Source organism: Chryseobacterium sp. UF-290 (assembly GCF_058245615.1).
This window is the reverse complement of the sequence record NZ_JBSICB010000004.1, coordinates 264,328-285,542: the sequence shown is the minus strand read 5'-3', so window position 1 is coordinate 285,542 and position 21,215 is coordinate 264,328. Positions and strand designations below refer to the sequence as shown.

The window sequence follows — 21,215 nt, the reverse complement described above, 5'->3', positions numbered from 1 at the left end:
CAAAAATATAAAATAATGGAAGAAGAGCTATAGTTACGGGACTGAATTGAACAAAACTATTTGGAATTTGGAATACAATAGTCACTAATAAAAATATAAGAAAAATCCACATCCAAATTCTTTTATAAATTTTTTCTGAAAAATTTTCTCTAAAAAAATAATAGAAGTATAAATACGAAATAACAATAAATAAGAAAAATATATAATTAGAATTTATTAAATGGTCTTTTCTTACTTTATTAAAAAGTATATCTACGATACAAACTACCGATATGTAAATATAAAAATGAAATTGTAATCTTTTCTTTCTCTTTATAATCAAATAGACTGAAAATAAAAGATTTAGTAAAACTACAATTTCATATGTTTTATTCAAAGTGTTCATTTATGGACAGGTTGGAGGGCATAAAGAATTCATATCATAATCTTTTAGCCCTTCAATCGGTTTTCTATCAGTATCTTCTGCGTCCGTAAGAGTGGTCAGTTGCCCAATATCATTTTTATATTTAGTTATATAATAATTTTTGTTTTTTTCTGCAACAACAACATCTGGATCTATGACTTCTGTTAATTTAAATTTCAAATGTTTAAACTTTACTGTTACATATCTATCATGAGCTTCGATACCACCTTGTTGCTTAGCAAAATCTATTGCATCTATTTTGAGATACTCTGTATTATCCTTTGTATTGCAAAAAGGATTAATATGTGGTTTGATATTTTTTTTATAATCATCATGCATTATTTGAAAATCTTCAGGAGTAACCTCAACTGTATTAGTGCCAGGATTTAGAGACATCATTCCATAGTACTTATCTCCAATCAATTCGTTACTCCCATTAAAGTAACCTAACAAAATATAAAGTTTACCATTATGATCCTGTAAACCATGATATTTTGCACCAAATTTACTTTGATTAAATTGGATAAAATAAAGGCGAATTACTGATACTTTATTATTATTTTGAAGAAAATCACATATTTCTAACCATTCTTTTTTATCTAAAATAAATTCATCGCTTTTTAATAAATTTAGTTTAATAAGCTCATTATATGTTCTATTTTTAAATGCCCTTTGCATTCCTTGGGAGATATTGGGTGGTACAGGATCATATTGAGGCTTACTTTTAGTTATTTCCTGTAATTCCTTAAGAAATTTCTTATTTTCATCACAGCCCGTGAGTAATAAAAAAAACATTACGCTGAATAAAATTTTAATAGTTTTCATGATTTCTTAGTTTTTAAAATGGTTAAATTTATTGATTGCTTCTACTTTATTGCTGACATGCAGCTTTCTGTAGATATTTCCAACATGTTTTTTTACCGTATCGATGCTGATGAATGTTTTATCGGCGATTTCCTTGTACAGAAGTCCTTGGGAAAGAAGTTCGAGCACTTCCTTTTCACGTACTGTAAGTTCATCGAAACCTTTAATCTCGGGTAGTTTCTTTTCAAAGTGTTTAAGAACTTTCCGGGCAATGGAAAAACTCATGGGAGCTCCGCCATTATAAACATCACGGATGGAAGACAGTATTTTATCCATGCTTTCCCCTTTTACAAGGAAGCCCATGGCACCGGCTTTTAAGGAATTAAAGATCTTTTCGTCATCCTCAAAGCTTGTACACATGATGAATTGAGTGTTGGGCATATCTTTTCTGAGCTTCTCGATGATCTCTATTCCGAGCATATCCTGAAGCTGGATATCCATCATGACTACATCCGGGGAAATATCAGAAAGTTGTTTCAGTGCGCTATCTCCATCAAAGAACTGGGCAACCACCTTCATATCATTCTGGTAATTGATCACCTTCTTCAACGCATTGTTGTAGTTCTTTTCGTCTTCTACTATGGCGATGGAAATGCTCATGTCCTTTTTTATTTGAAGCAAATTTCAACAGAAAACAGATTAGAATCAATTACACTTTTGTGTAATCTTTATATTTGAGTTTGTAATGATGGTCAGTTTTTAGTCTATTAAATTTAATCAATTTTTCATTCCAAAGTGTATTTTCATATAAATAAATCATCAATTATTTGATAAGCTGATCCAGAATCGGATGATCAATGCTGCTAACAGAATTTTGGGAATTGATCTGCTCAAAGATCTGAATAAGGTTCTTTCCTTTTTTCAGCCAGACTCCGGGAACATAAAGTGTTTGCTGGGGACCCGCTTTACTCCAGTATCTTCCAATATTTCTTCCGTTGATAAAGACAATGCCCTTTCCAAAATTCCGCATATCCAGAAAAGTATCTCCTGTTTCATCCAAACCGAACTCAGCTTCCTGAATTACAGGGGAACGATAGGCAATACTTTTTGTTTTATAAGCATGTTTTGGAAACCGGTCGAAAGGTAAAGGAAACATCTCCCAATTTCCTGAGATTTCAGTTCCGTTGATTTTTACAGGCTCTATAATGCCTTTTAAATTATGAACAATCTCTGCTCCATAATTGATCCTTCCCATATTTTCCACCAGAATATCCAGTTGATCTCCGGATTTGATGTCAATTTCAAGGTCATATTTTTTATAGATCCTGTTCAGCTCTCCTTTCCAGAAGCCATTAATATAAATATTGGCATAATCCCTTAGTCCCTTTATTTCTAATATTCCTTTATCATCTTTATCAAATTTTCTTCTGTACAGAACATATCCGTTTCCAATATTCAGATCTTCAAAGGTAAGCGGCTGGTCATCAATAACAGGCTTCTGCCCATCTATTACATCAAACAGGCTATTCATTTTTGAAAATTCAATTTTCGGGATCGTGATCACTTTTGCCGGTTTCGGAACATCGGGAAGCTTATTCTGATTTATTTTTTGAAAGATTTCTCTTAAAGCATTATACTTTGGAGTTGCCCAGCCTGATTCACTGACAGGCGCATCATAATCGTAGCTTGTAAGGTCCGGCTGGATATCAAAGTCTTTATTATAATTGGCTCCGCTTGTAAAGGCAAAATTCGTTCCTCCATGGATCATATAATAATTAAAGGAAACGTCATTCTTAATATACAACTCTGTCTGCTTCACCACTTCTTCCGTAGAAACTTTTACAAATGGCTCTGCCCAATGATCCAGCCATCCCGGATAATATTCAGCCACCATATAAGGTCCTTTTCCTCCGTTATATTCGTTGATGCTTTTCTTTAAAACTTCAATATCACTTTCTCCGTTTGCGGTAGGCAGAGCGCCTTCAATAGAACCTCCTTTAAAAAGTGAGCTTCCATCTGAGGTAAACAACGGAACAGAAATACCGCCTTTCAAAAGCATGTCTTTTATTTTGTGACTATACTTCCGATGTTCCTCTAAAGGGATATCTTTCCTCTGGGCGACATAAGATCCAAATTCATTTTCAGCCTGGACCATGATCACCGGACCTCCATTATTAATTTGTAACGGGACAATTTGCTTTGCTAACTGATTGATATATTTTTCACATTCCTTTAAAAAAGCTTCATTGTCTCTTCTTATCTCTAAACGCTTGTTTTTTTGAAGCCACCATGGATATCCGCCAAATTCCCATTCTGCACAGACATAGGGCCCGGGACGAATAATGACATACAGTCCTACCTCTTGTGCTGTTTTTATAAATTTTCGTAAATCTTTCTCTCCTGAAAAATTCCATTTACCAGGAGCTTCTTCATGGTAATTCCAGAAAACATAAGTGGTCACTGTATTCAGTCCCATTGCTTTCATCATCTGCAACCGGTGCTTCCAATATTCAGCCGGAACTCTGGGATAATGCATTTCACCGGAATAGATGGTAAATGGTTTTCCATTCAATAAAAAATGGCCATCTTTTATTTCAAAATTCCCTTTTTGGGAAAATGCTGAATTGATGGAAAAAATGAAAAGAATGATACAAAAATACCGGCTGAAATTTCTCATATTTGAAGGCATGATTTTTGTAAAATTAAAGAATAAAAATCATATTGAATATCAAATAAAATAATCATGAAAAAAAATCTCTTAGTACTTGGTGCAGTACTTACATTAACGGTGATCAGCTGTAAAAAAAGTGAAAGTGGCAATAAAAGTGTTATCAGGACGGACAGCTCAGAAACAGTCATTACAGATAACAATGGAAAAATAGATTCTGTAACACAAAGTTCCTCTACAATAGATGTCAACGGGCAGAAAACTGAAAAAACCGATTTTGTTTATAAAGCAACAGACGGTACTCTGGTAAAAGTAGTATTCAAAAACGATCCGAAAGAAAGCACCGTAGCTATTACCAGCAACAAAAAAACATTTACACTACCTAAGTCAGAAACCAAAGGTGATGAAACCATCTATAAAAAAGAGGATATGACAGCAAGAGTGAAAGGAGACAGTCTTCACCTTGAGCAGGGCAATGCTATCATTGAGCTGAAAAGAACCAAAATTTAGAACACAAAGTTTTAATATAACTTCCACCAGGGCTTATTGCTACAACGAAATTCAAGCAAGTTTATAAAAAAGGAGACAAAAAAGGTCTCCTCATTTTATTTTTAAATGTGTTTTATATAATAATCATTAGTATATTCCTATTCATTCCTCTTCATGGATAGTGCCACCAGCTTTCCATCTGCGAATATTTCTTTAACAATATGATATCCTAATAATGGTCCATACAGTTTTGCTGAGTCCCGGGTACTAGGCAAGATATAGGGTGTTTTATCATAGCCTTCCTTTTCAAAGTAATCATAAGACCATTTTATCAAATATCCTCCATAGCCAGATCTTTGATATCCCGGATAAACGGCCAGATATTCCGGCTCCATGATTTTATTATAATCATGAGGATTAAAATCCACATATCCGGTTTCATACACCCAGTAATACCGTTTTACTCCTTCCGGGCCAAGGACCTCCTGCCATCTCTTTTTAAATTCATTGGTGCTGTCTGAACCGCGCACAGTTGAAGTCCAGACAACAATGGCCTTATGATCCGGGCTGCTGAATACTTTTCCTCCTGATGAAAGACAGTCTTTAATAACAGCTTCAAAAAAGTCACTCATGGAACTCTCATCTGCATTTCCCCCGAACCAATAATTCAATGTAGGGTCATTTAAAAAAGCTTTGGCTAATAATTCCCATTGCCATGGTTCCGGATGGGTAACTAAAACAGGTTCTTCAAATTTTTGTGAAGATAATTTTTGTGTTGTGCTTTCCATATTGTATAATTTATAAAATGGTTAGTTTTTTTATATAAGACTTTACTTACAAGCATAAGTCACATGAAGATCTTTCGATAAATCAGAGAAAAAATGATCGATGACTTCTTTAGAGATACCCGGCATGCAAATGAGATGGGCATAGTCTTCTCTGGTCGCCAGTTGCCATTTTTTACATATAAATTCTGATGGTTTTGGAAATACTACGGTAATTGCATTCTTGTTACGGTAAGAGGATATTCCTAATTCCTGGAACATATTTTGGGTATATTCAGCTAATGCCAGAGATTCCAAAGTACTTCTGAGTAAGCCTTCTCTTCCCTGCTGTTTGATGGTATACCATAGAACCACAGGAGTAAAGCCATTTCTGGATCCACCGATAGTAGTATCTAGTGATCCTATATAAGATATATATTGATCGGCAAGGTTTTCCACATGCTTTTTTTTAACCACTACAATTCCACAGGGAATAGGTGAGCCTATGAATTTGTGCCCGCTACAGGCAATACTATCGGCACCATTTTTAAAGTCAAACGTTGGATCTTCCTCTACTAAAGGAAGGTAAACCCCGGCCAAGGCTGCATCACAATGGATATAATAATGCTCAATATTAAGTTTCTTTATCATATCCGCTATGACAGGAATATTATCCATTGCCTCTTTCATCGTTGTTCCTATATTAGCAGCAATAATAACAGGCAGATGGGAATGTTGCTTTACAGACTCTTCCAGCTCATCGTAATTGATCTCTCCATTAAAACCCGCAGAGATTTCAATGGATTTCATATTGAGTAATCGAATACTTTTCGGTATGCTGTAATGAGATTCCGAGGAATAATATACAATTCCATCGGGATATTTTTCCCTCGCGAGGTATAATCCATACAGATTCCCTTCACTCCCTCCATTAGTAACATAGCCAGAATAATCATTTTTTGGTGCCCTGAATAGGTCCGCAAAAAATTCTACGACTTCTCTTTCAATAGCAAAAGAGTTTACCTGGTAATTACTTTCAATAAACGGATCTCCTAAATTGATAAGAGGATAACGAAGCAGACTATACAATTCATGATAATTATTTCCTTTCGCAAAAGGATATCCAATGGATGTAACAGCATTTCCTGCCACGCGATCCATAAAATTTCTCAGTTTCTGAATTTCTTGCTCGATCATTGTTTTAGTTATTTAATAGGTTAATGATATTTTGAAAATAGTATCACTCTTATCGGGTAGAGTACTTACCCTCAATCATCATTCGATCACCTTCATCAATTCAGGTGCTTAGCGCTTTCTACAAAGGAATATTGCTGAAATACTCTACTTTTTCAGAATAGATAATCAAACATTCTTTATTTTTTAACATTTTTTATAAGATTAAAGAATTTTTTTACATAAGTTTATTTTCTATATTTATCACCACAATATGATTATTTATTTATCAAAAATAATTAAATAAAAAAACATAATTGACAACATAATTTGCAATTTATTTGCGATTAATCACAAATAAATGCAACATTTTGCAAAATATCATCACACAAATACAATGAACTAAATCTATTACCTAGAACCTATGATAAAATTTAAATTATTGGAAGCGAGAAAAAGGAAGAAATTCACTCAGGAGCAGATGGCAAATGCGCTGTATATGAATATTTCCAATTATAGCAGAAGGGAAAGCGGCCAGATTAAAATAAATACAAATGAATGGCAAAAAATTGCAGAAATATTAGATGTGCCTCTTGAGCAGATTTATGAAACGGATGATGAATTTTTCCTGAGCATTCAGAAAAAAAATGAAACCCACGACTGTACTACTCCCGACCTTTGCAATAATCAGGTACTTACTGAGCTGGAACATTGCATCGGGAAAATAGAAGAAGAACTCGGGAAACTAAAAGAAGAAGTAAAAAACCTGAAAGTCCCAAATACAGGATAAACTGTTGAATAAATAAAAAAGCCATCCGGGTTTCGGATGGCTTTTCATTTATCTCTGAATGAATATTATTCTTCAGTTTTCTCTTCAGCAGAGTCAGCTGCTTCAGCCTTAGGCTCTTCAACTTTCTCTTCTGCTTTTGGAGCTTCAGCAACTACTGCTTCAGCTTTTTTAGCAGTTGTAGATCTTCTGCTTCTTCTTGTAGCTTTTTTCTCTTCAGCATTAGGGTTGTAAAGCTCGTTGAAATCTACTAATTCGATAAGAGCAGTATCAGCAGCATCACCTGGTCTGAATCCTGTCTTGATGATTCTTGTATAACCACCGTTTCTTTCAGCGATTTTAGGAGCTACAGTTCTGAATAATTCAGCAACCGCAAATTTATTTTGAAGGTAAGAGAATACTACTCTTCTGTTGTGTGTAGTATCTTCTTTTGCTTTTGTTAATAGAGGCTCAACATATACTCTTAAAGCTTTAGCTTTAGCTACAGTAGTGTTGATTCTTTTATGCTCAATTAGAGAACAAGCCATATTAGAAAGTAAAGCACTTCTGTGAGAAGCTGTTCTTCCTAAGTGATTGAATTTTTTACCGTGTCTCATTATTAATTATTTATCAGCGTCTAACTTATATTTTGCAACGTCGAAACCGAAGTTAAGACCTTTTGAATGCACTAATTCTTCTAGTTCTGTCAAAGATTTTTTACCAAAATTTCTGAATTTCATCAAATCAGACTTACTGTAAGAAACCAATTCTCCAAGTGTTTCTACTTCAGCCGCTTTCAGACAGTTAAGGGCTCTTACGGAAAGATCCATATCTGCTAATTTAGACTTAAGAAGCTGTCTTGTGTGAAGTGTTTCTTCATCGTATTGGATAGATGCTTTTACAGCTTCAGTTTCAAGCGTGATTCTCTCATCAGAGAATAGCATGAAGTGATAAATTAATATCTTAGAAGCTTCAGTTAAAGCGTTCTGAGGGCTGATAGACCCGTCAGTTTCTATATCTAATACAAGTTTTTCGTAGTCTGTTTTTTGCTCTACACGATAATTTTCAATGCTGTATTGTACTTTCTTAATTGGTGTGAAAATAGAGTCAATAGCAATAGTACCTACCGGTGCATTGTTTGACTTATTCTGTTCTGAAGGAACATATCCTCTACCTTTTTCAATATTGAAAGTAATTTCGAAAGTTACATCAGTGTTTAGGTTGCAGATCATCAAATCCGGGTTTAGAACTTCGAATCCGTTGATAGACTTTCCTAAATCACCAGCAGTAATAACCGTTTGACCTGAAACTTTAGCAACAACCTGCTCGTTAGCCTGGCCTTCTGCTGCAGCTTTTAATCTTACCTGCTTAAGGTTAAGAATAATTTCGGTAACGTCTTCGATTACTCCTGGAATAGTTGAAAATTCGTGCTCTACACCTTCTATTTTGATAGATGAAATAGCGTATCCTTCCAGAGAAGAAAGCAACACTCTTCTCAAAGCATTACCGATTGTAAGCCCGAAACCTGGTTCTAAAGGTCTGAATTCAAATTGACCTTTAAATTCATCAGAGTTAAGTAAAATTACTTTATCGGGTTTTATGAATTGTAAAATTGCCATATTATTGGGTTGAGCAAAAATTTGATTAAAAAATTATTTAGAGTAAAGTTCGACGATAAGCTGTTCCTTGATGTCCTCCGGAATCTGGATTCTTTCAGGAGCAGAAACGAAAGTACCTTCTTTCTTCTCATCGTTGAATTGTAACCACTCATAGTTTGCTTTAGAAGCTAATGCGTTAGTAACAACTTCAAGAGACTTAGACTTTTCTCTTACAGCGATTACATCACCAGCTTTAAGCAAATAAGATGGAATGTTTACCAGTTCTCCGTTCACAGTGATGTGTCTGTGAGAAACCAATTGTCTTGCAGCAGATCTTGTTTTAGCAAAACCAAATCTGTACACTACGTTATCCAATCTAGATTCGCAAAGTTGTAATAGAACTTCACCTGTTACACCTTTACTTCTGTGTGCTTTTTCGAATAAGTTAGCAAACTGTCTTTCTAAAATACCGTAAGTATATTTAGCTTTTTGCTTTTCAGCTAACTGAACTGCATATTCAGATTTTTTAGCACCTCTTCTCTTGTTAGGACCGTGTTGTCCTGGCGGTTGGTTCTTTCTTTTTTCGAAGTTTTTATCATCTCCGTAGATTGCAGCACCAAACTTTCTAGCAATCTTAGTTTTAGGTCCAATATATCTTGCCATAATGGGTAAATTCTAAAAATTAAACTCTTCTTCTTTTTGGTGGTCTACATCCATTGTGTGGCATTGGAGTCACATCAATGATTTCGCTAACTTCAATTCCTGAATTGTGGATAGATCTGATGGCAGATTCTCTACCTGCACCAGGTCCTTTCACAAACACCTTTACTCTTCTTAATCCAGCTTCGTGAGCTACAGCAGAGCAATTTTCAGCTGCCATTTGAGCAGCAAAAGGAGTGTTCTTTTTAGAACCTCTGAATCCCATTTTACCGGCAGATGCCCAAGAAATTACTTCTCCGTTTTTATTTGTCAAAGAAATAATAATATTATTGAAAGACGCTTGGATGTGAGCTTCACCAATTGCCTCTACTTTTACTTTTCTTTTTTTAACTACTTTAGTTTGTTTTGCCATAATTCCTAACGATTATTTACTTGCTTTTTTCTTGTTAGCAACAGTTTTTCTCTTTCCTTTACGGGTTCTAGAGTTGTTTTTCGTTCTCTGGCCTCTTAAAGGTAATCCTAGTCTGTGACGTATTCCTCGTTGGCATCCTATGTCCATCAATCTCTTGATGTTCAATTGCACTTCAGATCTCAATTCTCCTTCTACTTTTACGTTTTCAGAGATATATGTTCTGATTGCAGCCAATTCATCGTCATTCCATTCGTTGACTTTCTTGTCTTCGCTGATACCGGCAGCTTTAAGGATTTCAGAAGAAGTACTTCTTCCTACTCCGTAGATGTAAGTTAAACCGATAACACCTCTTTTGTTTTTTGGTAAATCAATACCTGCAATTCTCGCCATAATTTAATGTTAACCTTGTCTTTGTTTAAATTTTGGGTTCTTCTTGTTGATTACGAACAGTACACCTTTTCTGCGTACAATTTTGCAATCAGCGCTTCTTTTTTTAATTGATGCTCTTACTTTCATTTTGATAGTATTTATTTTTTAACAAAGGCCAAATGGAATGCTTGTTCCATTTGGCTATTGTTTAATATCTAAATGTGATTCTCCCTTTCGTTAAGTCGTAGGGAGACATTTCTAGTTTTACCTTATCACCAGGTAAAAGTTTAATATAATGCATTCTCATTTTGCCGGAGATATGAGCAATAAGAATATGCCCATTTTCCAACTCTACACGGAACATGGCGTTCGAAAGTGCTTCCACGATCACGCCATCTTGTTCAATATGTTTTTGTTTTGCCATAAATTAATATCCAGTCGTTCTTGATAATTTAGACTGCATTAAGCCATCATAATGATGGTTCAGCAGATATGTATTAATCTGTTGAACTGTATCTAAAATTACACCCACCATAATTAATAGTGATGTTCCCCCGAAAAATAGGGCAAACGCATCTGTCTGAACAAAGCTTCCATGCACAATTGCCGGAAGGACTGCAAAGATAGATAAAAAAATTGCACCTGGCAAGGTAATTTTTGATAAAATATCATCTAAATAATCAGCTGTTTCTTTACCGGGTCTTACTTTCGGTACTAAACCTCCATTTCTCTTCAAATCATCAGCCATCTGGTTCACCGGAATTGTAATCGCAGTATAGAAAAATGAGAAGATAATAATTAATAGCGCAAACAATACATTGTACTGCCAGCTAAAAACATTCTTGAAACCTGCAAGAAAAGTGTTAGACTCATCGAATTTTGTTAATAATCCTGGTACGAACATCAATGCCTGGGCAAAGATAATCGGCATTACACCAGCAGCATTTACTTTCAATGGAATCCATTGTCTTGCTCCCTGCATAAGATTTCTGTTTACACCTCCTCTTGCTTGAGCTCTGCTTACATACTGAATCGGGATTTTTCTAACAGCGACTGATAAAATCACTGCCAAAAGAACTACCACCATCCAGAATAATACTTCAATAAGGATCATGATAGATCCCATTCCCCCTTTTCCGTTCTGCACGGCCATCTCCTGTACGAATGCTTCAGGTAATCTTGAAAGGATTCCCACCATAATAAGAATGGAAATACCGTTTCCGATTCCTTTATCGGTAATCTTTTCACCTAACCACATTGCGAATACTGAACCGGCAACCAGGATAACAATACTTGGTAACCAGAACATGATAGAGTTTGGCTCTACATAGTATGCAGACTGGAACTGAGCATACGGTAAGAATAATTGAGTAATAGAAGTTAAGTAAGAAGGTGCCTGTACCAGACAAACTCCGATCGTTAACCATCTTGTAATTTGGTTCAATGTATTTCTACCTGACTCTCCATCTTTCTGAAGCTTCTGAAGATAAGGAATAGCCATCCCCATCAACTGAACAATAATAGAAGCAGAAATATAAGGCATGATACCTAACGCCATTACGGAAGCGTGGCTGAAAGCTCCCCCCGTAAACGACGAAAGCAAGCCAAGGAGACCTGCTCCTTGCTTGTTACCGCCTTGATTTTTATAATGCTCTAAGAGATCTCCCACCTCTGCAAGGTTAATCGCAGGAAGCGAGATATAAGATGCGAATCTATACACAAGGATAATACCTAACGTAAAGAGAATTTTATCTCTTAATTCCTTTAGGCTCCATATATTTTTAAGTGTTTGTATAAATTCTTTCATTAGTAAGTATTATAAGGTAATTGCTTTTCCACCTGCCTTAGCGATAAGCTCTTCAGCAGATTTAGTGAATTTGTCAGCAGAGATTGAAACCGCAGATTTCAATTCTCCTCTACCCATAATTTTCACTAATTCGTTTTTAGAAATTATTCCGTTGGCTACTAAAACTTCTTTCGTGATATCTCCAGTGATGGATTTGTTCTCGATTAAAGTTTGGATCGTATCAAGGTTAACTCCTCTAAACTCTTTTCTGTTTACGTTTTTGAATCCGAATTTAGGTAATCTTCTTTGTAAAGGCATCTGTCCACCTTCGAAACCGATTTTCTGAGAATAACCAGCTCTAGCTTTCTGACCTTTGTGTCCTTTTGTTGAAGTACCTCCTTTTCCACTACCTTGACCTCTACCAATTCTCTTTGAGTTGAAAGTAGATCCTGCAGCAGGTTGTATGTTATTTAAATTCATTTTAATTTCTCTTTTATAAAATTATTTTTGAACTTCAAGTAAGTGACTTACTGCAGCTATCATTCCTAAGATAGAAGGAGTAGCTTCATGTTCTACAACTTGGTGAAGTTTCTTTAATCCTAATGCTTCAAGCGTTCTCTTTTGGGTTTTTGTTCTACCAATAGCGCTTCTTACTTGCTTTACTTTAATTGTTGCCATTGTTTTAATTATTAACCGTTAAACACTTTACTTAGAGAAACTCCTCTCATTCTAGCGATCTCTTCAGGTCTTCTGATATCCAATAACGCTTTGAAAGTAGCTTTCACCACGTTGTGAGGGTTAGAAGATCCTTTAGATTTTGAAAGGATATCGTGAATACCAGCAGATTCCAATACCGCTCTTACCGCACCACCTGCGATCAATCCTGTACCGTGAGAAGCAGGTCTTAAGAAGATATCTGCACCACCGTATCTAGCAGTAGTTTGGTGAGGAATAGTGTGGTTCATTACCGGAACTTTAACAAGGTTTTTCTTAGCGTCTTCAACTGCTTTAGCAATTGCAGAAGCAACCTCTTTAGATTTTCCTAAACCGAAACCGATAACACCTTCTTCGTTACCTACTACAACAATAGCAGAAAATCCGAAAGCTCTACCTCCTTTTGTTACTTTTGTTACTCTGTTAACAGCTACGAGACGATCTTTTAATTCTAATCCTCCCGGTTTTACTCTTTCTATATTATCTAGTCCTAACATATTTTCCGAAATTTAATGATTAGAATTTAAGTCCACCTTCTCTCGCTCCATCAGCTAGAGCTTTTACTCTACCGTGGTATACGAAACCGTTTCTGTCAAATACAATACTTTCGATTCCTGCAGCGATAGCTTTAGCAGCAATAGCTTTACCAACAGCGGCAGAAACTTCAGTCTTAGTACCTTTAGCGTCTACTCCTTTCTCTCTGGAAGAAGCTGATGCTAAAGTTTTACCATTTTTATCGTCGATTAACTGAGCGTAAATTTCCTTATTACTTTTGTATACAGATAATCTTGGCAATTCAGAAGATCCAGAGATTTTCCCTCTTACTCTTCTTTTTATTCTTATTCTTTTTTCTAATTTACTTAATGCCATAATACTTATAATTTATTAAGCAGATTTACCAGCTTTACGTCTAACATTTTCACCAACGAATCTTACACCTTTTCCTTTGTATGGCTCAGGCTTTCTGAAAGAACGGATCTTTGCAGTAACCATTCCTAGAAGTTGTTTGTCATGAGACGTTAAAGTAATAATTGGGTTTTTACCTTTTTCAGTCAATGTATCAACTTTTACTTCACTTGGAAGTTCTAATACGATACCGTGAGAGAATCCTAAAGCTAACTCAAGTTTTTGACCTGCGTGAGAAGCTCTGTATCCTACCCCTACTAGTTCTAGTTTCTTTTCGAAACCTTCTGATACCCCAACGATCATGTTGGCGATCAACGCTCTGTATAAACCGTGAAGCGCTTTGTGTTGCTTAGAATCAGATGGTCTGTTTACATTAAGCTCACCATCTTTTTGTTCTAAAGTAATTCCTGCTGTAAGCTCCTGAGAAAGTTCTCCTTTAGCTCCTTTTACAGTTACTACACCGTTATTTTCAGTGATTGTAACTCCTGCTGGAATTGTTATAATTGCTTTACCAATTCTTGACATTTTCCTCTGATTAAAAATTAATAAACATAGCAGATTACTTCACCGCCTACTTTCTCTTCTCTAGCTTTCTTGTCAGTCATTACTCCTTTTGAAGTAGAGATGATAGAAATACCCAAACCGTTTAGTACTCTTGGAAGTTCAGTAGAACCTTTGTACTGTCTCAAACCTGGTCTAGAAGCTCTTTGAATAGACTTGATAGCCGGTTTGTTGGTTTGCTTATCGTACTTTAAAGCGATTTTGATCACTCCTTGAACAGCGTTATCTTCAAACTTGTAGTTTAAGATATACCCTTGATCAAATAAGATCTTAGTAATCTCCTTTTTGATTTTCGATGCAGGAATTTCCACCACTTTGTGGCCTGCGCTTTGTGCGTTCCTTACTCTTGTTAGGAAATCTGAAATTGGATCTGTTACCATTTTTCTTTTATAAATTATTGGTTAAAGACAATCAGTTTTGCAAAGACTTGAAGAGTAAAATATCAGACTTCAGAAATTCTTAGGTCTGATATTTTTATCTTTAGTATCTGAACAACTTAATCGTCCCGATTTTAATTAGTAATTATTACCAACTAGCTTTTCTTACACCTGGGATAAGACCGTTGTTTGCCATTTCTCTGAAAGTTACTCTGGAAATTCCGAACGTTCTCATATATCCTCTTGGTCTACCTGTCAGTTTACATCTGTTGTGTAATCTTACAGGAGAAGCGTTTTTAGGTAATTTCTGAAGTCCTTCATAATCACCAGCTTCTTTTAAAGCTTTTCTTTTGTCAGCGTATTTAGCAACTAGTGCTTCTCTTTTGCGCTCACGCGCTTTCATTGATTCTTTAGCCATTTCTTAGTTCTTTTTAAATGGTAAACCGAAGTGAGTTAGTAATGCTTTAGCTTCTTTATCTGTCTTCGCAGTAGTAACGAAAGTGATGTCCATCCCTTGGATTTTTTTCACTTTGTCGATTACGATTTCAGGGAAGATAATCTGCTCAGTAATACCTAAGTTGTAGTTACCTCTACCATCGAAACCATCAGCTTTGATTCCAGAGAAATCTCTGATACGTGGCAAAGCAGAAGAAGTAAGTCTGTCTAAGAACTCATACATTTTGTTAGCTCTCAAGGTTACTTTAGCACCTACAGGCATTCCTTTTCTCAGTTTGAAAGCCGCTTCGTCTTTCTTAGAGATCGTACCTACAGCTTTCTGACCAGTAATGTTCGTAAGCTCTTCTACAGCATAATCAATGATCTTTTTGTCTGCAGTAGCATCACCTAAACCTTGTGATATAACGATTTTCTCTAATCTAGGTACCTGCATGATTGACTTGTACCCGAATTCTTCCATCATTGCAGGAACAATTGTCTCTTTATATGCTTTTTTGGGTCTTGCTATATATTCCATGTGTTATTTAAAATTATAAAGTTTCACCCGTTTTTTTGTTGATTCTTACTTTCTTATCTCCTTCGGTTTTGTAACCTACTTTGATAGCTTTTCCGTCTTTACCAACTAAAGCTACGTTTGAGATATGAATAGAAGCTTCTCTTTCAACGATTCCTCCTTGAGGATTTGAAGCTGAAGGCTTAACGTGCTTTTTGATGATGTTAAGTCCTGCAACTACTACTCTAGGGTCTCTTCCTTCTTTCTTGATCACTTCAATAACTTCACCAGTCTTACCTTTGATATCTTTCTTACCAGTAGTAATGATTACGTTATCTCCTCTTTTTATTTTTAACTTTGACATTTCTTTTAAAAATTTTAAAAATTAAAGTACTTCAGGAGCTAATGAAATGATTTTCATATATTCTTTATCTCTCAACTCACGAGCAACCGGTCCGAAAACACGAGTTCCTCTCATTTCTCCCGCTGCGTTTAGTAATACACAAGCATTGTCGTCGAATTTGATGTATGAACCATCTTTTCTTCTTACTGCTTTTTTAGTTCTTACTACTACAGCTTTAGATACCTGACCTTTTTTAGCGTTTCCTGATGGTGTAGAATCCTTGATAGTAACAACGATTTTATCACCAACTGAAGCATATCTTCTTCTGGTTCCTCCCAGAACTCTGATAACTAGCACTTCTTTTGCACCTGTATTATCAGCAACTTTTAATCTTGATTCTGTTTGTAACATTATTACTTAGCTTTTTCAATGATTCTTACTAATCTCCATCTCTTGCTCTTGCTCAAAGGTCTAGTTTCCTGGATCAGAACTGTATCTCCTTCTGTGCATTCGTTGTTCTCGTCGTGTGCAGTATATTTTTTCGTTTTCAAAACGAATTTACCGTACATCGGGTGCTTTACTCTTGTAGTTTCACTAACAACAATAGTTTTTTCCATTTTATTGCTGGAAACCACTCCGATTCTTTCTTTTCTTAAATTTCTATCCATTGTAAAATGAAATTATTGTTTGTTAGTTAACTCAGTGTTTAGTCTTGCGATTGCTTTTCTCAAATCTCTGATTTGAATCGGGTTTTCAATTGGGCTGATTGCATGAGCCAATTTCAATTTAGAATATTGAGCTTTTGCTTCAGTTAATTGAGTTTGAATATCACCCGCGCTTAAATTTTTAATATCAGCTTTTTTCATTGTATTCAAAGATTATAGAGGTTTAACAAAATCGTTAGCAACGATGAATTTAGTAACTACTGGTAATTTTTGTGCCGCAAGTCTAAGAGCTTCTTTCGCTATTTCGTAAGGAACTCCTCCTACTTCGAACATAATTTTACCTGGTTTTACTACAGCTACCCAATATTCAACAGCACCTTTACCTTTACCCATCCTTACTTCAGCTGGTTTCTTTGTAATTGGCTTATCCGGGAAGATTTTGATCCATAGTTGACCTTCTCTCTTCATATATCTTGTCGCAGCGATACGAGCTGCTTCAATTTGTCTTGCAGTGATCCAAGCTCCTTCAGTTGCTTTGATCCCAAAAGTTCCGTATGCAAGTTGACTACCTCTTTGGGCATTCCCCTTCATCTTCATCTTATGAACTCTACGGAATTTGGTTCTTTTTGGTTGTAACATAATTTAATATTAGATGTTAGACGTTAGATGTTAGATGTTAGATAAAATTGAATCAGTTCTTGTAACGGAAGATCTAATTTCTAGTTTCTATCTTCTAACTTCTAATTAATTATTATTGTTATTGTTATTTTTTCTAGGTCTTCTGTTGTCTCTGTCTCCTCCTCTGTTTCTATCTCCTGACTGACCACCTTTTTTCTGTTGTCCCACTAATGGAGAAAGTTCTCTTTTACCGTAAACTTCTCCTTTCATGATCCAAACTTTCACACCTAGTCTACCGTAAGTAGTGTGAGCTTCTGCCCAGTGATAATCGATATCAGCTCTGAAAGTTGACAATGGAATTCTTCCATCTTTGAAAGATTCTGATCTTGCCATTTCAGCTCCGTTCAATCTACCAGAGATCTGAACTTTGATACCTTCAGCACCCATTCTCATAGTACTTGCCATTGCCATTTTAACAGCTCTTCTGTAAGAAATTCTGTTTTCAATTTGCTTAGAAATACTATCAGCAACCAGTACAGCGTCTAATTCAGGTCTTTTGATTTCGAAGATGTTGATTTGAATATCCTTACCAGTCAATTTCTTCAACTCTTCTTTTAATTTATCAACTTCCTGACCTCCTTTACCGATGATAAGTCCCGGTCTAGCAGTAGTAATAGTTACTGTAACTAATTTTAAGGTTCTTTCAATATAAATTTTTGAAATACCACCTTTAGATAATCTAGCTTCAAGGTATCTTCTGATTTTGTAGTCTTCAGCGATTCTGTCTCCATAATCGTTTCCGCCAAACCAGTTAGAATCCCATCCTCTGATGATACCTAATCTGTTACCAATTGGATTTGTCTTCTGTCCCATACCTTGATTAATTTTCTTTATTACCTAAGATTAATGTAACGTGGTTAGATCTTTTTCTGATTCTATACCCTCTACCTTGCGGAGCTGGTCTTAGTCTCTTCAATTGTCTTGCACTATCCACGAAGATTTCTTTAACGATAAGGTTAGCTTCCTCGATGTCAGCTCCTTCGTTTTTCACTTGCCAGTTGGCAATAGCAGAAAGAAGTAATTTCTCTAATTTGTTAGAAGCTTCTTTCTTAGAATATTTTAGGATATAAAGTGCTTTGTCTACCTGCTCTCCTCTGATGATATCAGCAACTAATCTCATTTTTCTCGGAGAAGACGGGCAATTATTTAATGAAGCTTTAACAACGTCCTTGTTTGCTTCTTTTCTTGCGATTGCGCTATCTTGTTTTCTAGATCCCATGTTTATCTGCTTCCTTTGTTTTTGTTACCACCATGACCTCTGAAAGATCTTGTTGGAGAAAATTCGCCTAACTTGTGACCAACCATGTTTTCTGTAACGTAAACAGGGATAAAAGATTTCCCGTTGTGTACAGCGATAGTTTGTCCTACGAAGTCCGGAGAGATCATAGATGCTCTAGACCAAGTTTTGATAACTGTCTTCTTACCAGACTCTATATTTGCCTGAACCTTCTTATCTAAAGTATGATGAATGAACGGTCCTTTTTTAAGTGATCTTGCCATAATTATTTTCTTTTAGATACGATGTAACGGTTAGACACTTTGTTTTTCTTTCTAGTTTTGTAACCTTTAGCTGGTTTACCGTTTCTAGATCTTGGGTGACCTCCTGAAGAACGTCCTTCACCACCACCCATTGGGTGATCTACAGGGTTCATTACAACCGCTCTTGTTCTTGGTCTTCTACCTAACCATCTGCTTCTACCAGCCTTACCTGATACAGTTAATTGGTGATCTGAGTTGGAAACAGAACCAATCATAGCCATACATTCAGTAAGGATCATTCTTGATTCTCCTGAAGGCAACTTGATGATTGCATATTTACCATCTCTGGAAGTTAATTGAGCTGAAGAACCAGCACTTCTTGCTAAAATCGCACCTTGACCAGGCTTCATTTCAACACAAGAAATTACAGTACCCAATGGAATATTTTTCAATTTCATTGCGTTACCTACGTTTGGTTCAACGCTTTCACCTGATACTACTTTCTGATCTACTTTGATACCGTTTGGAGCGATGATATATCTCTTCTCTCCATCAGCATACTCTAATAAAGCGATAAATGCAGTTCTGTTTGGATCGTATTCTACAGATTTTACAGTTGCTTCAACGTTTGCTTTGTTTCTTTTGAAGTCAATAATTCTGTATTTCTTTTTGTGTCCACCTCCGGTGTAACGCATGGTCATTTTACCTGTGTTGTTACGTCCACCTGACTTTTTAATACCAACTACTAGAGATTTCTCTGGTTTGTTAGTAGTAATTTCCTCAAAATTGTTTACAATTCTGAATCTCTGTCCCGGGGTGATAGGTTTTAATTTTCTAACAGACATTACTATTATTTATAATTAATAATTAATTTACAGCAAAAATATCGATAACCTCACCTTCAGCAAGTTTGATTACCGCTTTTTTCAATTTGTTTGTCTTTCCTACTTGAAGACCTTTTTTAGTGTATTTTGAAGAAACCTTCGGAGCATAAATCATTGTGTTAACGTCTGCTACTTTTACACCGTAAGCTGCTTCAACAGCTTTTTTAATCTGGATTTTATTCGCCTTAGGATCAACTAAGAAAGAATAAGAACCTCTTAAATCTGTAAGGTAATTAGCCTTTTCTGAAATAACTGGTTTAATAATAACTGACATGACTTATTTCTTTAAATTTTCCTGGAATTTTTCAACTGCACCTTCTAAGAAAATAATCTCACCTGCATTTACTAAGTCGTAAGAACTGATTTCGTTGAAGTTCATTACTTTAGTTTTAGGTAAGTTTCTTGAAGATAAATACACATTCTTGTTAGCTTCAGGAAGAACGAATAAAGACTTCTTACCGTTAAGTTCCAATGCGTTTAATACATTGATGAAATCTTTAGTCTTAGGAGCACCAAAGCTCAAATCTTCTAAAACTTTAATGCTGTTGTCTCTCATTTTCTGAGATAAAACAGATTTTTTCGCTAATCTCTTAAGAGCTTTGTTCAATTTGAATCTGTAGTCTCTTGGTTTTGGTCCGAATACTCTACCTCCACCTCTGAATACCGGAGATTTGATATCACCGTATCTAGCAGATCCTGATCCTTTTTGTTTCTTAAGCTTTTTAGTAGAAGCAGTGATTTCGCTTCTTTCTTTTGCTTTATGAGTCCCTTGTCTTTGTGCAGCAAGGTACTGTTTAACTTCTAAGTAAACCGCGTGCTGATTTGGCTCAATTCCGAATACTGTTTCGTCTAGAGTTACTTTTCTTCCGGTCTCTTTTCCTGATGTATTTAATACTACTAGTTCCATTTTCTGATAATTACATAAGAATTTTTAGCTCCCGGAACAGCACCTTTTACTACTAAAAGATTTTGTTCTTGATCAACTTTTAACACTTGAAGGTTTTGAACAGTTACCTGCTTACCTCCCATTCTTCCAGCCATTCTCATCCCTTTGAATACTCTTGAAGGGTCTGAACCAGCACCGATAGAACCTGGAGCTCTAAGTCTGTTGTGCTGACCATGAGTTGCCTGCATTACACCTCCAAATCCGTGTCTTTTAACAACACCCTGGAAGCCTTTACCTTTTGAAGTTCCTGTTACGTCAACATACTCACCTTCAGTGAATAAATCAACTTTTACTTCTTCTCCTACTTTTACTTCATCAACGAATTCTCTGTAGAATTCAACTAATTTAGCTTTAGGAGCAGAACCAGCCTTTTTAAAATGACCAGCTAACGCTTTACCAACGTTCTTCTCACTCTTGTCATCGAAACCTAATTGAACAGCTTTATAACCGTCTTTTTCTAAGGTTCTGACCTGTAAAACCGAGCATGGACCAGCTTGGATAACTGTACAAGGAATGTTTTTTCCTTCTTCGTTAAACAAAGATGTCATACCGATTTTTTTACCAATAATACCTGACATTGTTTATATTATAATAAAATTTATCCTTTATTTATCACCATTTTTCGGGAGTCTGAAGTAATTTCTACTTTTGATATAGGCATACTACGCCCCTAAAATGAGTGTGCAAATTTATAAATAATTTTGTAACTGACAAATATTTACGCTAAAATATTTTGATTTTTAATCAATTAGATAATTTTGAAAAAATTCAGACGAATTTCCCGGGAGAATTATTTTGATTAAAAAAAGAATTTAAAAAAC

The 21,215-nt window shown here is 35.6% G+C and carries 35 protein-coding genes; 2 read left to right on the top strand and 33 right to left on the bottom strand.

The window, feature by feature from the left end:
• Positions 1–385 precede the first annotated feature (385 nt).
• The 3 genes from AC4IF5_RS06850 to AC4IF5_RS06840 all read right to left on the bottom strand — a co-directional run bounded on the left by AC4IF5_RS06850 (position 386) and on the right by AC4IF5_RS06840 (position 3,896).
• Positions 386–1,228 carry a hypothetical protein gene (locus tag AC4IF5_RS06850; RefSeq protein ID WP_490732913.1) on the bottom strand — a complete coding sequence of 281 codons (843 nt, stop codon included), beginning with the start codon at positions 1,226–1,228 and terminating at the stop codon, positions 386–388.
• 6 nt (positions 1,229–1,234) lie between these two features.
• Positions 1,235–1,867, bottom strand: coding sequence for a response regulator (locus AC4IF5_RS06845; protein ID WP_490732911.1), 633 nt, complete (start codon positions 1,865–1,867; stop codon positions 1,235–1,237).
• A gap of 163 nt (positions 1,868–2,030) precedes the next feature.
• Complete coding sequence (locus AC4IF5_RS06840) at positions 2,031–3,896, bottom strand: glycoside hydrolase family 35 protein (protein ID WP_490732909.1); 1,866 nt, start codon at positions 3,894–3,896, stop codon at positions 2,031–2,033.
• Positions 3,897–3,950: 54 nt separating this feature from the next.
• Here AC4IF5_RS06840 and AC4IF5_RS06835 point away from each other — a divergent pair, with 54 nt between their 5' ends.
• Positions 3,951–4,385 carry a hypothetical protein gene (locus AC4IF5_RS06835; protein ID WP_490732907.1) on the top strand — a complete coding sequence of 145 codons (435 nt, stop codon included), beginning with the start codon at positions 3,951–3,953 and terminating at the stop codon, positions 4,383–4,385.
• A 137-nt stretch (positions 4,386–4,522) separates the two neighbouring features.
• Here AC4IF5_RS06835 and AC4IF5_RS06830 read toward each other — a convergent pair whose 3' ends face one another.
• Together AC4IF5_RS06830 and AC4IF5_RS06825 are read right to left on the bottom strand one after the other, a co-directional pair.
• Entirely contained in the window at positions 4,523–5,152 is a 630-nt protein-coding gene (locus tag AC4IF5_RS06830; protein ID WP_490732905.1) for a GNAT family N-acetyltransferase, read from the bottom strand.
• Positions 5,153–5,194: 42 nt separating this feature from the next.
• Complete coding sequence (locus AC4IF5_RS06825; RefSeq protein ID WP_490732903.1) at positions 5,195–6,325, bottom strand: histidine decarboxylase; 1,131 nt, start codon at positions 6,323–6,325, stop codon at positions 5,195–5,197.
• A 400-nt stretch (positions 6,326–6,725) separates the two neighbouring features.
• On the opposite strand from AC4IF5_RS06825, the gene AC4IF5_RS06820 reads away from it, so the two are divergent.
• Complete coding sequence (locus AC4IF5_RS06820; RefSeq protein ID WP_490732901.1) at positions 6,726–7,091, top strand: helix-turn-helix domain-containing protein; 366 nt, start codon at positions 6,726–6,728, stop codon at positions 7,089–7,091.
• 65 nt (positions 7,092–7,156) lie between these two features.
• Here AC4IF5_RS06820 and rplQ read toward each other — a convergent pair whose 3' ends face one another.
• The 28 genes from rplQ to rplC all read right to left on the bottom strand — a co-directional run bounded on the left by rplQ (position 7,157) and on the right by rplC (position 20,972).
• Entirely contained in the window at positions 7,157–7,684 is a 528-nt protein-coding gene (gene rplQ, locus AC4IF5_RS06815) for a 50S ribosomal protein L17 (protein ID WP_062650893.1), read from the bottom strand.
• A gap of 6 nt (positions 7,685–7,690) precedes the next feature.
• Positions 7,691–8,686, bottom strand: a complete 996-nt coding sequence (locus AC4IF5_RS06810) for a DNA-directed RNA polymerase subunit alpha (RefSeq protein ID WP_047096811.1) — start codon at positions 8,684–8,686, stop codon at positions 7,691–7,693.
• 33 nt (positions 8,687–8,719) lie between these two features.
• A complete protein-coding gene (gene rpsD / locus AC4IF5_RS06805; protein ID WP_490732898.1) occupies positions 8,720–9,328 on the bottom strand; it encodes a 30S ribosomal protein S4 in 609 nt (202 codons plus the stop codon).
• A 19-nt stretch (positions 9,329–9,347) separates the two neighbouring features.
• A complete protein-coding gene (rpsK, locus tag AC4IF5_RS06800; RefSeq protein WP_002983263.1) occupies positions 9,348–9,737 on the bottom strand; it encodes a 30S ribosomal protein S11 in 390 nt (129 codons plus the stop codon).
• A 12-nt stretch (positions 9,738–9,749) separates the two neighbouring features.
• Complete coding sequence (gene rpsM, locus AC4IF5_RS06795) at positions 9,750–10,127, bottom strand: 30S ribosomal protein S13 (protein ID WP_002983260.1); 378 nt, start codon at positions 10,125–10,127, stop codon at positions 9,750–9,752.
• A gap of 9 nt (positions 10,128–10,136) precedes the next feature.
• Positions 10,137–10,253: a 50S ribosomal protein L36 gene (rpmJ, locus tag AC4IF5_RS06790; RefSeq protein WP_007839480.1), complete on the bottom strand. Its 117-nt coding sequence runs from the start codon at positions 10,251–10,253 to the stop codon at positions 10,137–10,139.
• 61 nt (positions 10,254–10,314) lie between these two features.
• On the bottom strand, positions 10,315–10,530 hold the full coding sequence (gene infA, locus AC4IF5_RS06785; protein ID WP_002983257.1) for a translation initiation factor IF-1: 216 nt from the start codon (positions 10,528–10,530) through the stop codon (positions 10,315–10,317).
• 3 nt (positions 10,531–10,533) lie between these two features.
• Positions 10,534–11,913: a preprotein translocase subunit SecY gene (gene secY / locus AC4IF5_RS06780; RefSeq protein WP_490732893.1), complete on the bottom strand. Its 1,380-nt coding sequence runs from the start codon at positions 11,911–11,913 to the stop codon at positions 10,534–10,536.
• 9 nt (positions 11,914–11,922) lie between these two features.
• On the bottom strand, positions 11,923–12,372 hold the full coding sequence (rplO, locus tag AC4IF5_RS06775; protein ID WP_490732891.1) for a 50S ribosomal protein L15: 450 nt from the start codon (positions 12,370–12,372) through the stop codon (positions 11,923–11,925).
• Between the two features lie 21 nt (positions 12,373–12,393).
• On the bottom strand, positions 12,394–12,570 hold the full coding sequence (gene rpmD / locus AC4IF5_RS06770; RefSeq protein WP_029297759.1) for a 50S ribosomal protein L30: 177 nt from the start codon (positions 12,568–12,570) through the stop codon (positions 12,394–12,396).
• Positions 12,571–12,581: 11 nt separating this feature from the next.
• Positions 12,582–13,103, bottom strand: a complete 522-nt coding sequence (gene rpsE / locus AC4IF5_RS06765) for a 30S ribosomal protein S5 (RefSeq protein WP_042721505.1) — start codon at positions 13,101–13,103, stop codon at positions 12,582–12,584.
• 19 nt (positions 13,104–13,122) lie between these two features.
• The gene (gene rplR / locus AC4IF5_RS06760; protein WP_034694689.1) at positions 13,123–13,476 is read right to left on the bottom strand and encodes a 50S ribosomal protein L18; all 354 of its coding nucleotides are present in this window, start codon (positions 13,474–13,476) and stop codon (positions 13,123–13,125) included.
• 15 nt (positions 13,477–13,491) lie between these two features.
• Positions 13,492–14,037 carry a 50S ribosomal protein L6 gene (gene rplF, locus AC4IF5_RS06755; protein WP_490732889.1) on the bottom strand — a complete coding sequence of 182 codons (546 nt, stop codon included), beginning with the start codon at positions 14,035–14,037 and terminating at the stop codon, positions 13,492–13,494.
• 17 nt (positions 14,038–14,054) lie between these two features.
• On the bottom strand, positions 14,055–14,453 hold the full coding sequence (rpsH, locus tag AC4IF5_RS06750; protein WP_034694686.1) for a 30S ribosomal protein S8: 399 nt from the start codon (positions 14,451–14,453) through the stop codon (positions 14,055–14,057).
• 145 nt (positions 14,454–14,598) lie between these two features.
• Complete coding sequence (rpsN, locus tag AC4IF5_RS06745) at positions 14,599–14,868, bottom strand: 30S ribosomal protein S14 (protein WP_047376574.1); 270 nt, start codon at positions 14,866–14,868, stop codon at positions 14,599–14,601.
• Between the two features lie 3 nt (positions 14,869–14,871).
• Positions 14,872–15,423: a 50S ribosomal protein L5 gene (gene rplE, locus AC4IF5_RS06740; protein WP_490732886.1), complete on the bottom strand. Its 552-nt coding sequence runs from the start codon at positions 15,421–15,423 to the stop codon at positions 14,872–14,874.
• 13 nt (positions 15,424–15,436) lie between these two features.
• Positions 15,437–15,763, bottom strand: coding sequence for a 50S ribosomal protein L24 (gene rplX, locus AC4IF5_RS06735; RefSeq protein WP_490732884.1), 327 nt, complete (start codon positions 15,761–15,763; stop codon positions 15,437–15,439).
• 21 nt (positions 15,764–15,784) lie between these two features.
• Positions 15,785–16,153: a 50S ribosomal protein L14 gene (gene rplN / locus AC4IF5_RS06730; RefSeq protein WP_002983226.1), complete on the bottom strand. Its 369-nt coding sequence runs from the start codon at positions 16,151–16,153 to the stop codon at positions 15,785–15,787.
• 2 nt (positions 16,154–16,155) lie between these two features.
• Entirely contained in the window at positions 16,156–16,410 is a 255-nt protein-coding gene (gene rpsQ, locus AC4IF5_RS06725) for a 30S ribosomal protein S17 (protein ID WP_027371715.1), read from the bottom strand.
• A 12-nt stretch (positions 16,411–16,422) separates the two neighbouring features.
• Positions 16,423–16,608, bottom strand: coding sequence for a 50S ribosomal protein L29 (gene rpmC / locus AC4IF5_RS06720; RefSeq protein ID WP_045491147.1), 186 nt, complete (start codon positions 16,606–16,608; stop codon positions 16,423–16,425).
• Positions 16,609–16,620: 12 nt separating this feature from the next.
• Positions 16,621–17,046, bottom strand: a complete 426-nt coding sequence (gene rplP / locus AC4IF5_RS06715) for a 50S ribosomal protein L16 (protein ID WP_034694677.1) — start codon at positions 17,044–17,046, stop codon at positions 16,621–16,623.
• A 105-nt stretch (positions 17,047–17,151) separates the two neighbouring features.
• Positions 17,152–17,898 (bottom strand): 30S ribosomal protein S3, encoded by a 747-nt coding sequence (rpsC, locus tag AC4IF5_RS06710; protein WP_490732880.1) that lies wholly within the window; start codon positions 17,896–17,898, stop codon positions 17,152–17,154.
• A 7-nt stretch (positions 17,899–17,905) separates the two neighbouring features.
• On the bottom strand, positions 17,906–18,304 hold the full coding sequence (gene rplV, locus AC4IF5_RS06705; RefSeq protein ID WP_050020604.1) for a 50S ribosomal protein L22: 399 nt from the start codon (positions 18,302–18,304) through the stop codon (positions 17,906–17,908).
• Between the two features lie 2 nt (positions 18,305–18,306).
• A complete protein-coding gene (gene rpsS, locus AC4IF5_RS06700) occupies positions 18,307–18,585 on the bottom strand; it encodes a 30S ribosomal protein S19 (RefSeq protein WP_002983209.1) in 279 nt (92 codons plus the stop codon).
• 2 nt (positions 18,586–18,587) lie between these two features.
• Positions 18,588–19,409: a 50S ribosomal protein L2 gene (rplB, locus tag AC4IF5_RS06695; protein ID WP_002983208.1), complete on the bottom strand. Its 822-nt coding sequence runs from the start codon at positions 19,407–19,409 to the stop codon at positions 18,588–18,590.
• Between the two features lie 22 nt (positions 19,410–19,431).
• Positions 19,432–19,722: a 50S ribosomal protein L23 gene (gene rplW, locus AC4IF5_RS06690; RefSeq protein WP_490732876.1), complete on the bottom strand. Its 291-nt coding sequence runs from the start codon at positions 19,720–19,722 to the stop codon at positions 19,432–19,434.
• Positions 19,723–19,725: 3 nt separating this feature from the next.
• On the bottom strand, positions 19,726–20,355 hold the full coding sequence (gene rplD / locus AC4IF5_RS06685) for a 50S ribosomal protein L4 (protein ID WP_065400321.1): 630 nt from the start codon (positions 20,353–20,355) through the stop codon (positions 19,726–19,728).
• Positions 20,346–20,972: a 50S ribosomal protein L3 gene (rplC, locus tag AC4IF5_RS06680; protein WP_050020602.1), complete on the bottom strand. Its 627-nt coding sequence runs from the start codon at positions 20,970–20,972 to the stop codon at positions 20,346–20,348. Before rplC ends, rplD begins: the two co-directional genes overlap by 10 nt.
• Positions 20,973–21,215: the final 243 nt, after the last annotated feature.

Coding starts and splice junctions, on each gene's coding strand:
- rplD (WP_065400321.1), bottom strand. CDS start 20,355: ATGGAACTAGTAGTATTAAATACATCAGGAAAAGAGACCGGAAGAAAA.
- rpmC (WP_045491147.1), bottom strand. CDS start 16,608: ATGAAAAAAGCTGATATTAAAAATTTAAGCGCGGGTGATATTCAAACT.
- rpsM (WP_002983260.1), bottom strand. CDS start 10,127: ATGGCGAGAATTGCAGGTATTGATTTACCAAAAAACAAAAGAGGTGTT.
- AC4IF5_RS06835 (WP_490732907.1), top strand. CDS start 3,951: ATGAAAAAAAATCTCTTAGTACTTGGTGCAGTACTTACATTAACGGTG.
- AC4IF5_RS06840 (WP_490732909.1), bottom strand. CDS start 3,896: ATGCCTTCAAATATGAGAAATTTCAGCCGGTATTTTTGTATCATTCTT.
- rpsE (WP_042721505.1), bottom strand. CDS start 13,103: ATGTTAGGACTAGATAATATAGAAAGAGTAAAACCGGGAGGATTAGAA.
- rplO (WP_490732891.1), bottom strand. CDS start 12,372: ATGAATTTAAATAACATACAACCTGCTGCAGGATCTACTTTCAACTCA.
- rpsC (WP_490732880.1), bottom strand. CDS start 17,898: ATGGGACAGAAGACAAATCCAATTGGTAACAGATTAGGTATCATCAGA.
- AC4IF5_RS06850 (WP_490732913.1), bottom strand. CDS start 1,228: ATGAAAACTATTAAAATTTTATTCAGCGTAATGTTTTTTTTATTACTC.
- rpmJ (WP_007839480.1), bottom strand. CDS start 10,253: ATGAAAGTAAGAGCATCAATTAAAAAAAGAAGCGCTGATTGCAAAATT.
- rpsD (WP_490732898.1), bottom strand. CDS start 9,328: ATGGCAAGATATATTGGACCTAAAACTAAGATTGCTAGAAAGTTTGGT.
- AC4IF5_RS06810 (WP_047096811.1), bottom strand. CDS start 8,686: ATGGCAATTTTACAATTCATAAAACCCGATAAAGTAATTTTACTTAAC.
- AC4IF5_RS06830 (WP_490732905.1), bottom strand. CDS start 5,152: ATGGAAAGCACAACACAAAAATTATCTTCACAAAAATTTGAAGAACCT.
- rpsN (WP_047376574.1), bottom strand. CDS start 14,868: ATGGCTAAAGAATCAATGAAAGCGCGTGAGCGCAAAAGAGAAGCACTA.
- rpsQ (WP_027371715.1), bottom strand. CDS start 16,410: ATGGATAGAAATTTAAGAAAAGAAAGAATCGGAGTGGTTTCCAGCAAT.
- AC4IF5_RS06820 (WP_490732901.1), top strand. CDS start 6,726: ATGATAAAATTTAAATTATTGGAAGCGAGAAAAAGGAAGAAATTCACT.
- AC4IF5_RS06825 (WP_490732903.1), bottom strand. CDS start 6,325: ATGATCGAGCAAGAAATTCAGAAACTGAGAAATTTTATGGATCGCGTG.
- rplP (WP_034694677.1), bottom strand. CDS start 17,046: ATGTTACAACCAAAAAGAACCAAATTCCGTAGAGTTCATAAGATGAAG.
- infA (WP_002983257.1), bottom strand. CDS start 10,530: ATGGCAAAACAAAAACATATTGAACAAGATGGCGTGATCGTGGAAGCA.
- rpsH (WP_034694686.1), bottom strand. CDS start 14,453: ATGGTAACAGATCCAATTTCAGATTTCCTAACAAGAGTAAGGAACGCA.
- rpsK (WP_002983263.1), bottom strand. CDS start 9,737: ATGGCAAAACAAACTAAAGTAGTTAAAAAAAGAAAAGTAAAAGTAGAG.
- rplW (WP_490732876.1), bottom strand. CDS start 19,722: ATGTCAGTTATTATTAAACCAGTTATTTCAGAAAAGGCTAATTACCTT.
- rplC (WP_050020602.1), bottom strand. CDS start 20,972: ATGTCAGGTATTATTGGTAAAAAAATCGGTATGACATCTTTGTTTAAC.
- rplR (WP_034694689.1), bottom strand. CDS start 13,476: ATGGCATTAAGTAAATTAGAAAAAAGAATAAGAATAAAAAGAAGAGTA.
- rplQ (WP_062650893.1), bottom strand. CDS start 7,684: ATGAGACACGGTAAAAAATTCAATCACTTAGGAAGAACAGCTTCTCAC.
- rpmD (WP_029297759.1), bottom strand. CDS start 12,570: ATGGCAACAATTAAAGTAAAGCAAGTAAGAAGCGCTATTGGTAGAACA.
- rplX (WP_490732884.1), bottom strand. CDS start 15,763: ATGTCAAAGTTAAAAATAAAAAGAGGAGATAACGTAATCATTACTACT.
- AC4IF5_RS06845 (WP_490732911.1), bottom strand. CDS start 1,867: ATGAGCATTTCCATCGCCATAGTAGAAGACGAAAAGAACTACAACAAT.
- rplB (WP_002983208.1), bottom strand. CDS start 19,409: ATGTCTGTTAGAAAATTAAAACCTATCACCCCGGGACAGAGATTCAGA.
- rplN (WP_002983226.1), bottom strand. CDS start 16,153: ATGTTACAAACAGAATCAAGATTAAAAGTTGCTGATAATACAGGTGCA.
- secY (WP_490732893.1), bottom strand. CDS start 11,913: ATGAAAGAATTTATACAAACACTTAAAAATATATGGAGCCTAAAGGAA.
- rplV (WP_050020604.1), bottom strand. CDS start 18,304: ATGGGATCTAGAAAACAAGATAGCGCAATCGCAAGAAAAGAAGCAAAC.
- rplF (WP_490732889.1), bottom strand. CDS start 14,037: ATGTCAAGAATTGGTAAAGCAATTATAACAATTCCAGCAGGAGTTACA.
- rpsS (WP_002983209.1), bottom strand. CDS start 18,585: ATGGCAAGATCACTTAAAAAAGGACCGTTCATTCATCATACTTTAGAT.
- rplE (WP_490732886.1), bottom strand. CDS start 15,423: ATGGAATATATAGCAAGACCCAAAAAAGCATATAAAGAGACAATTGTT.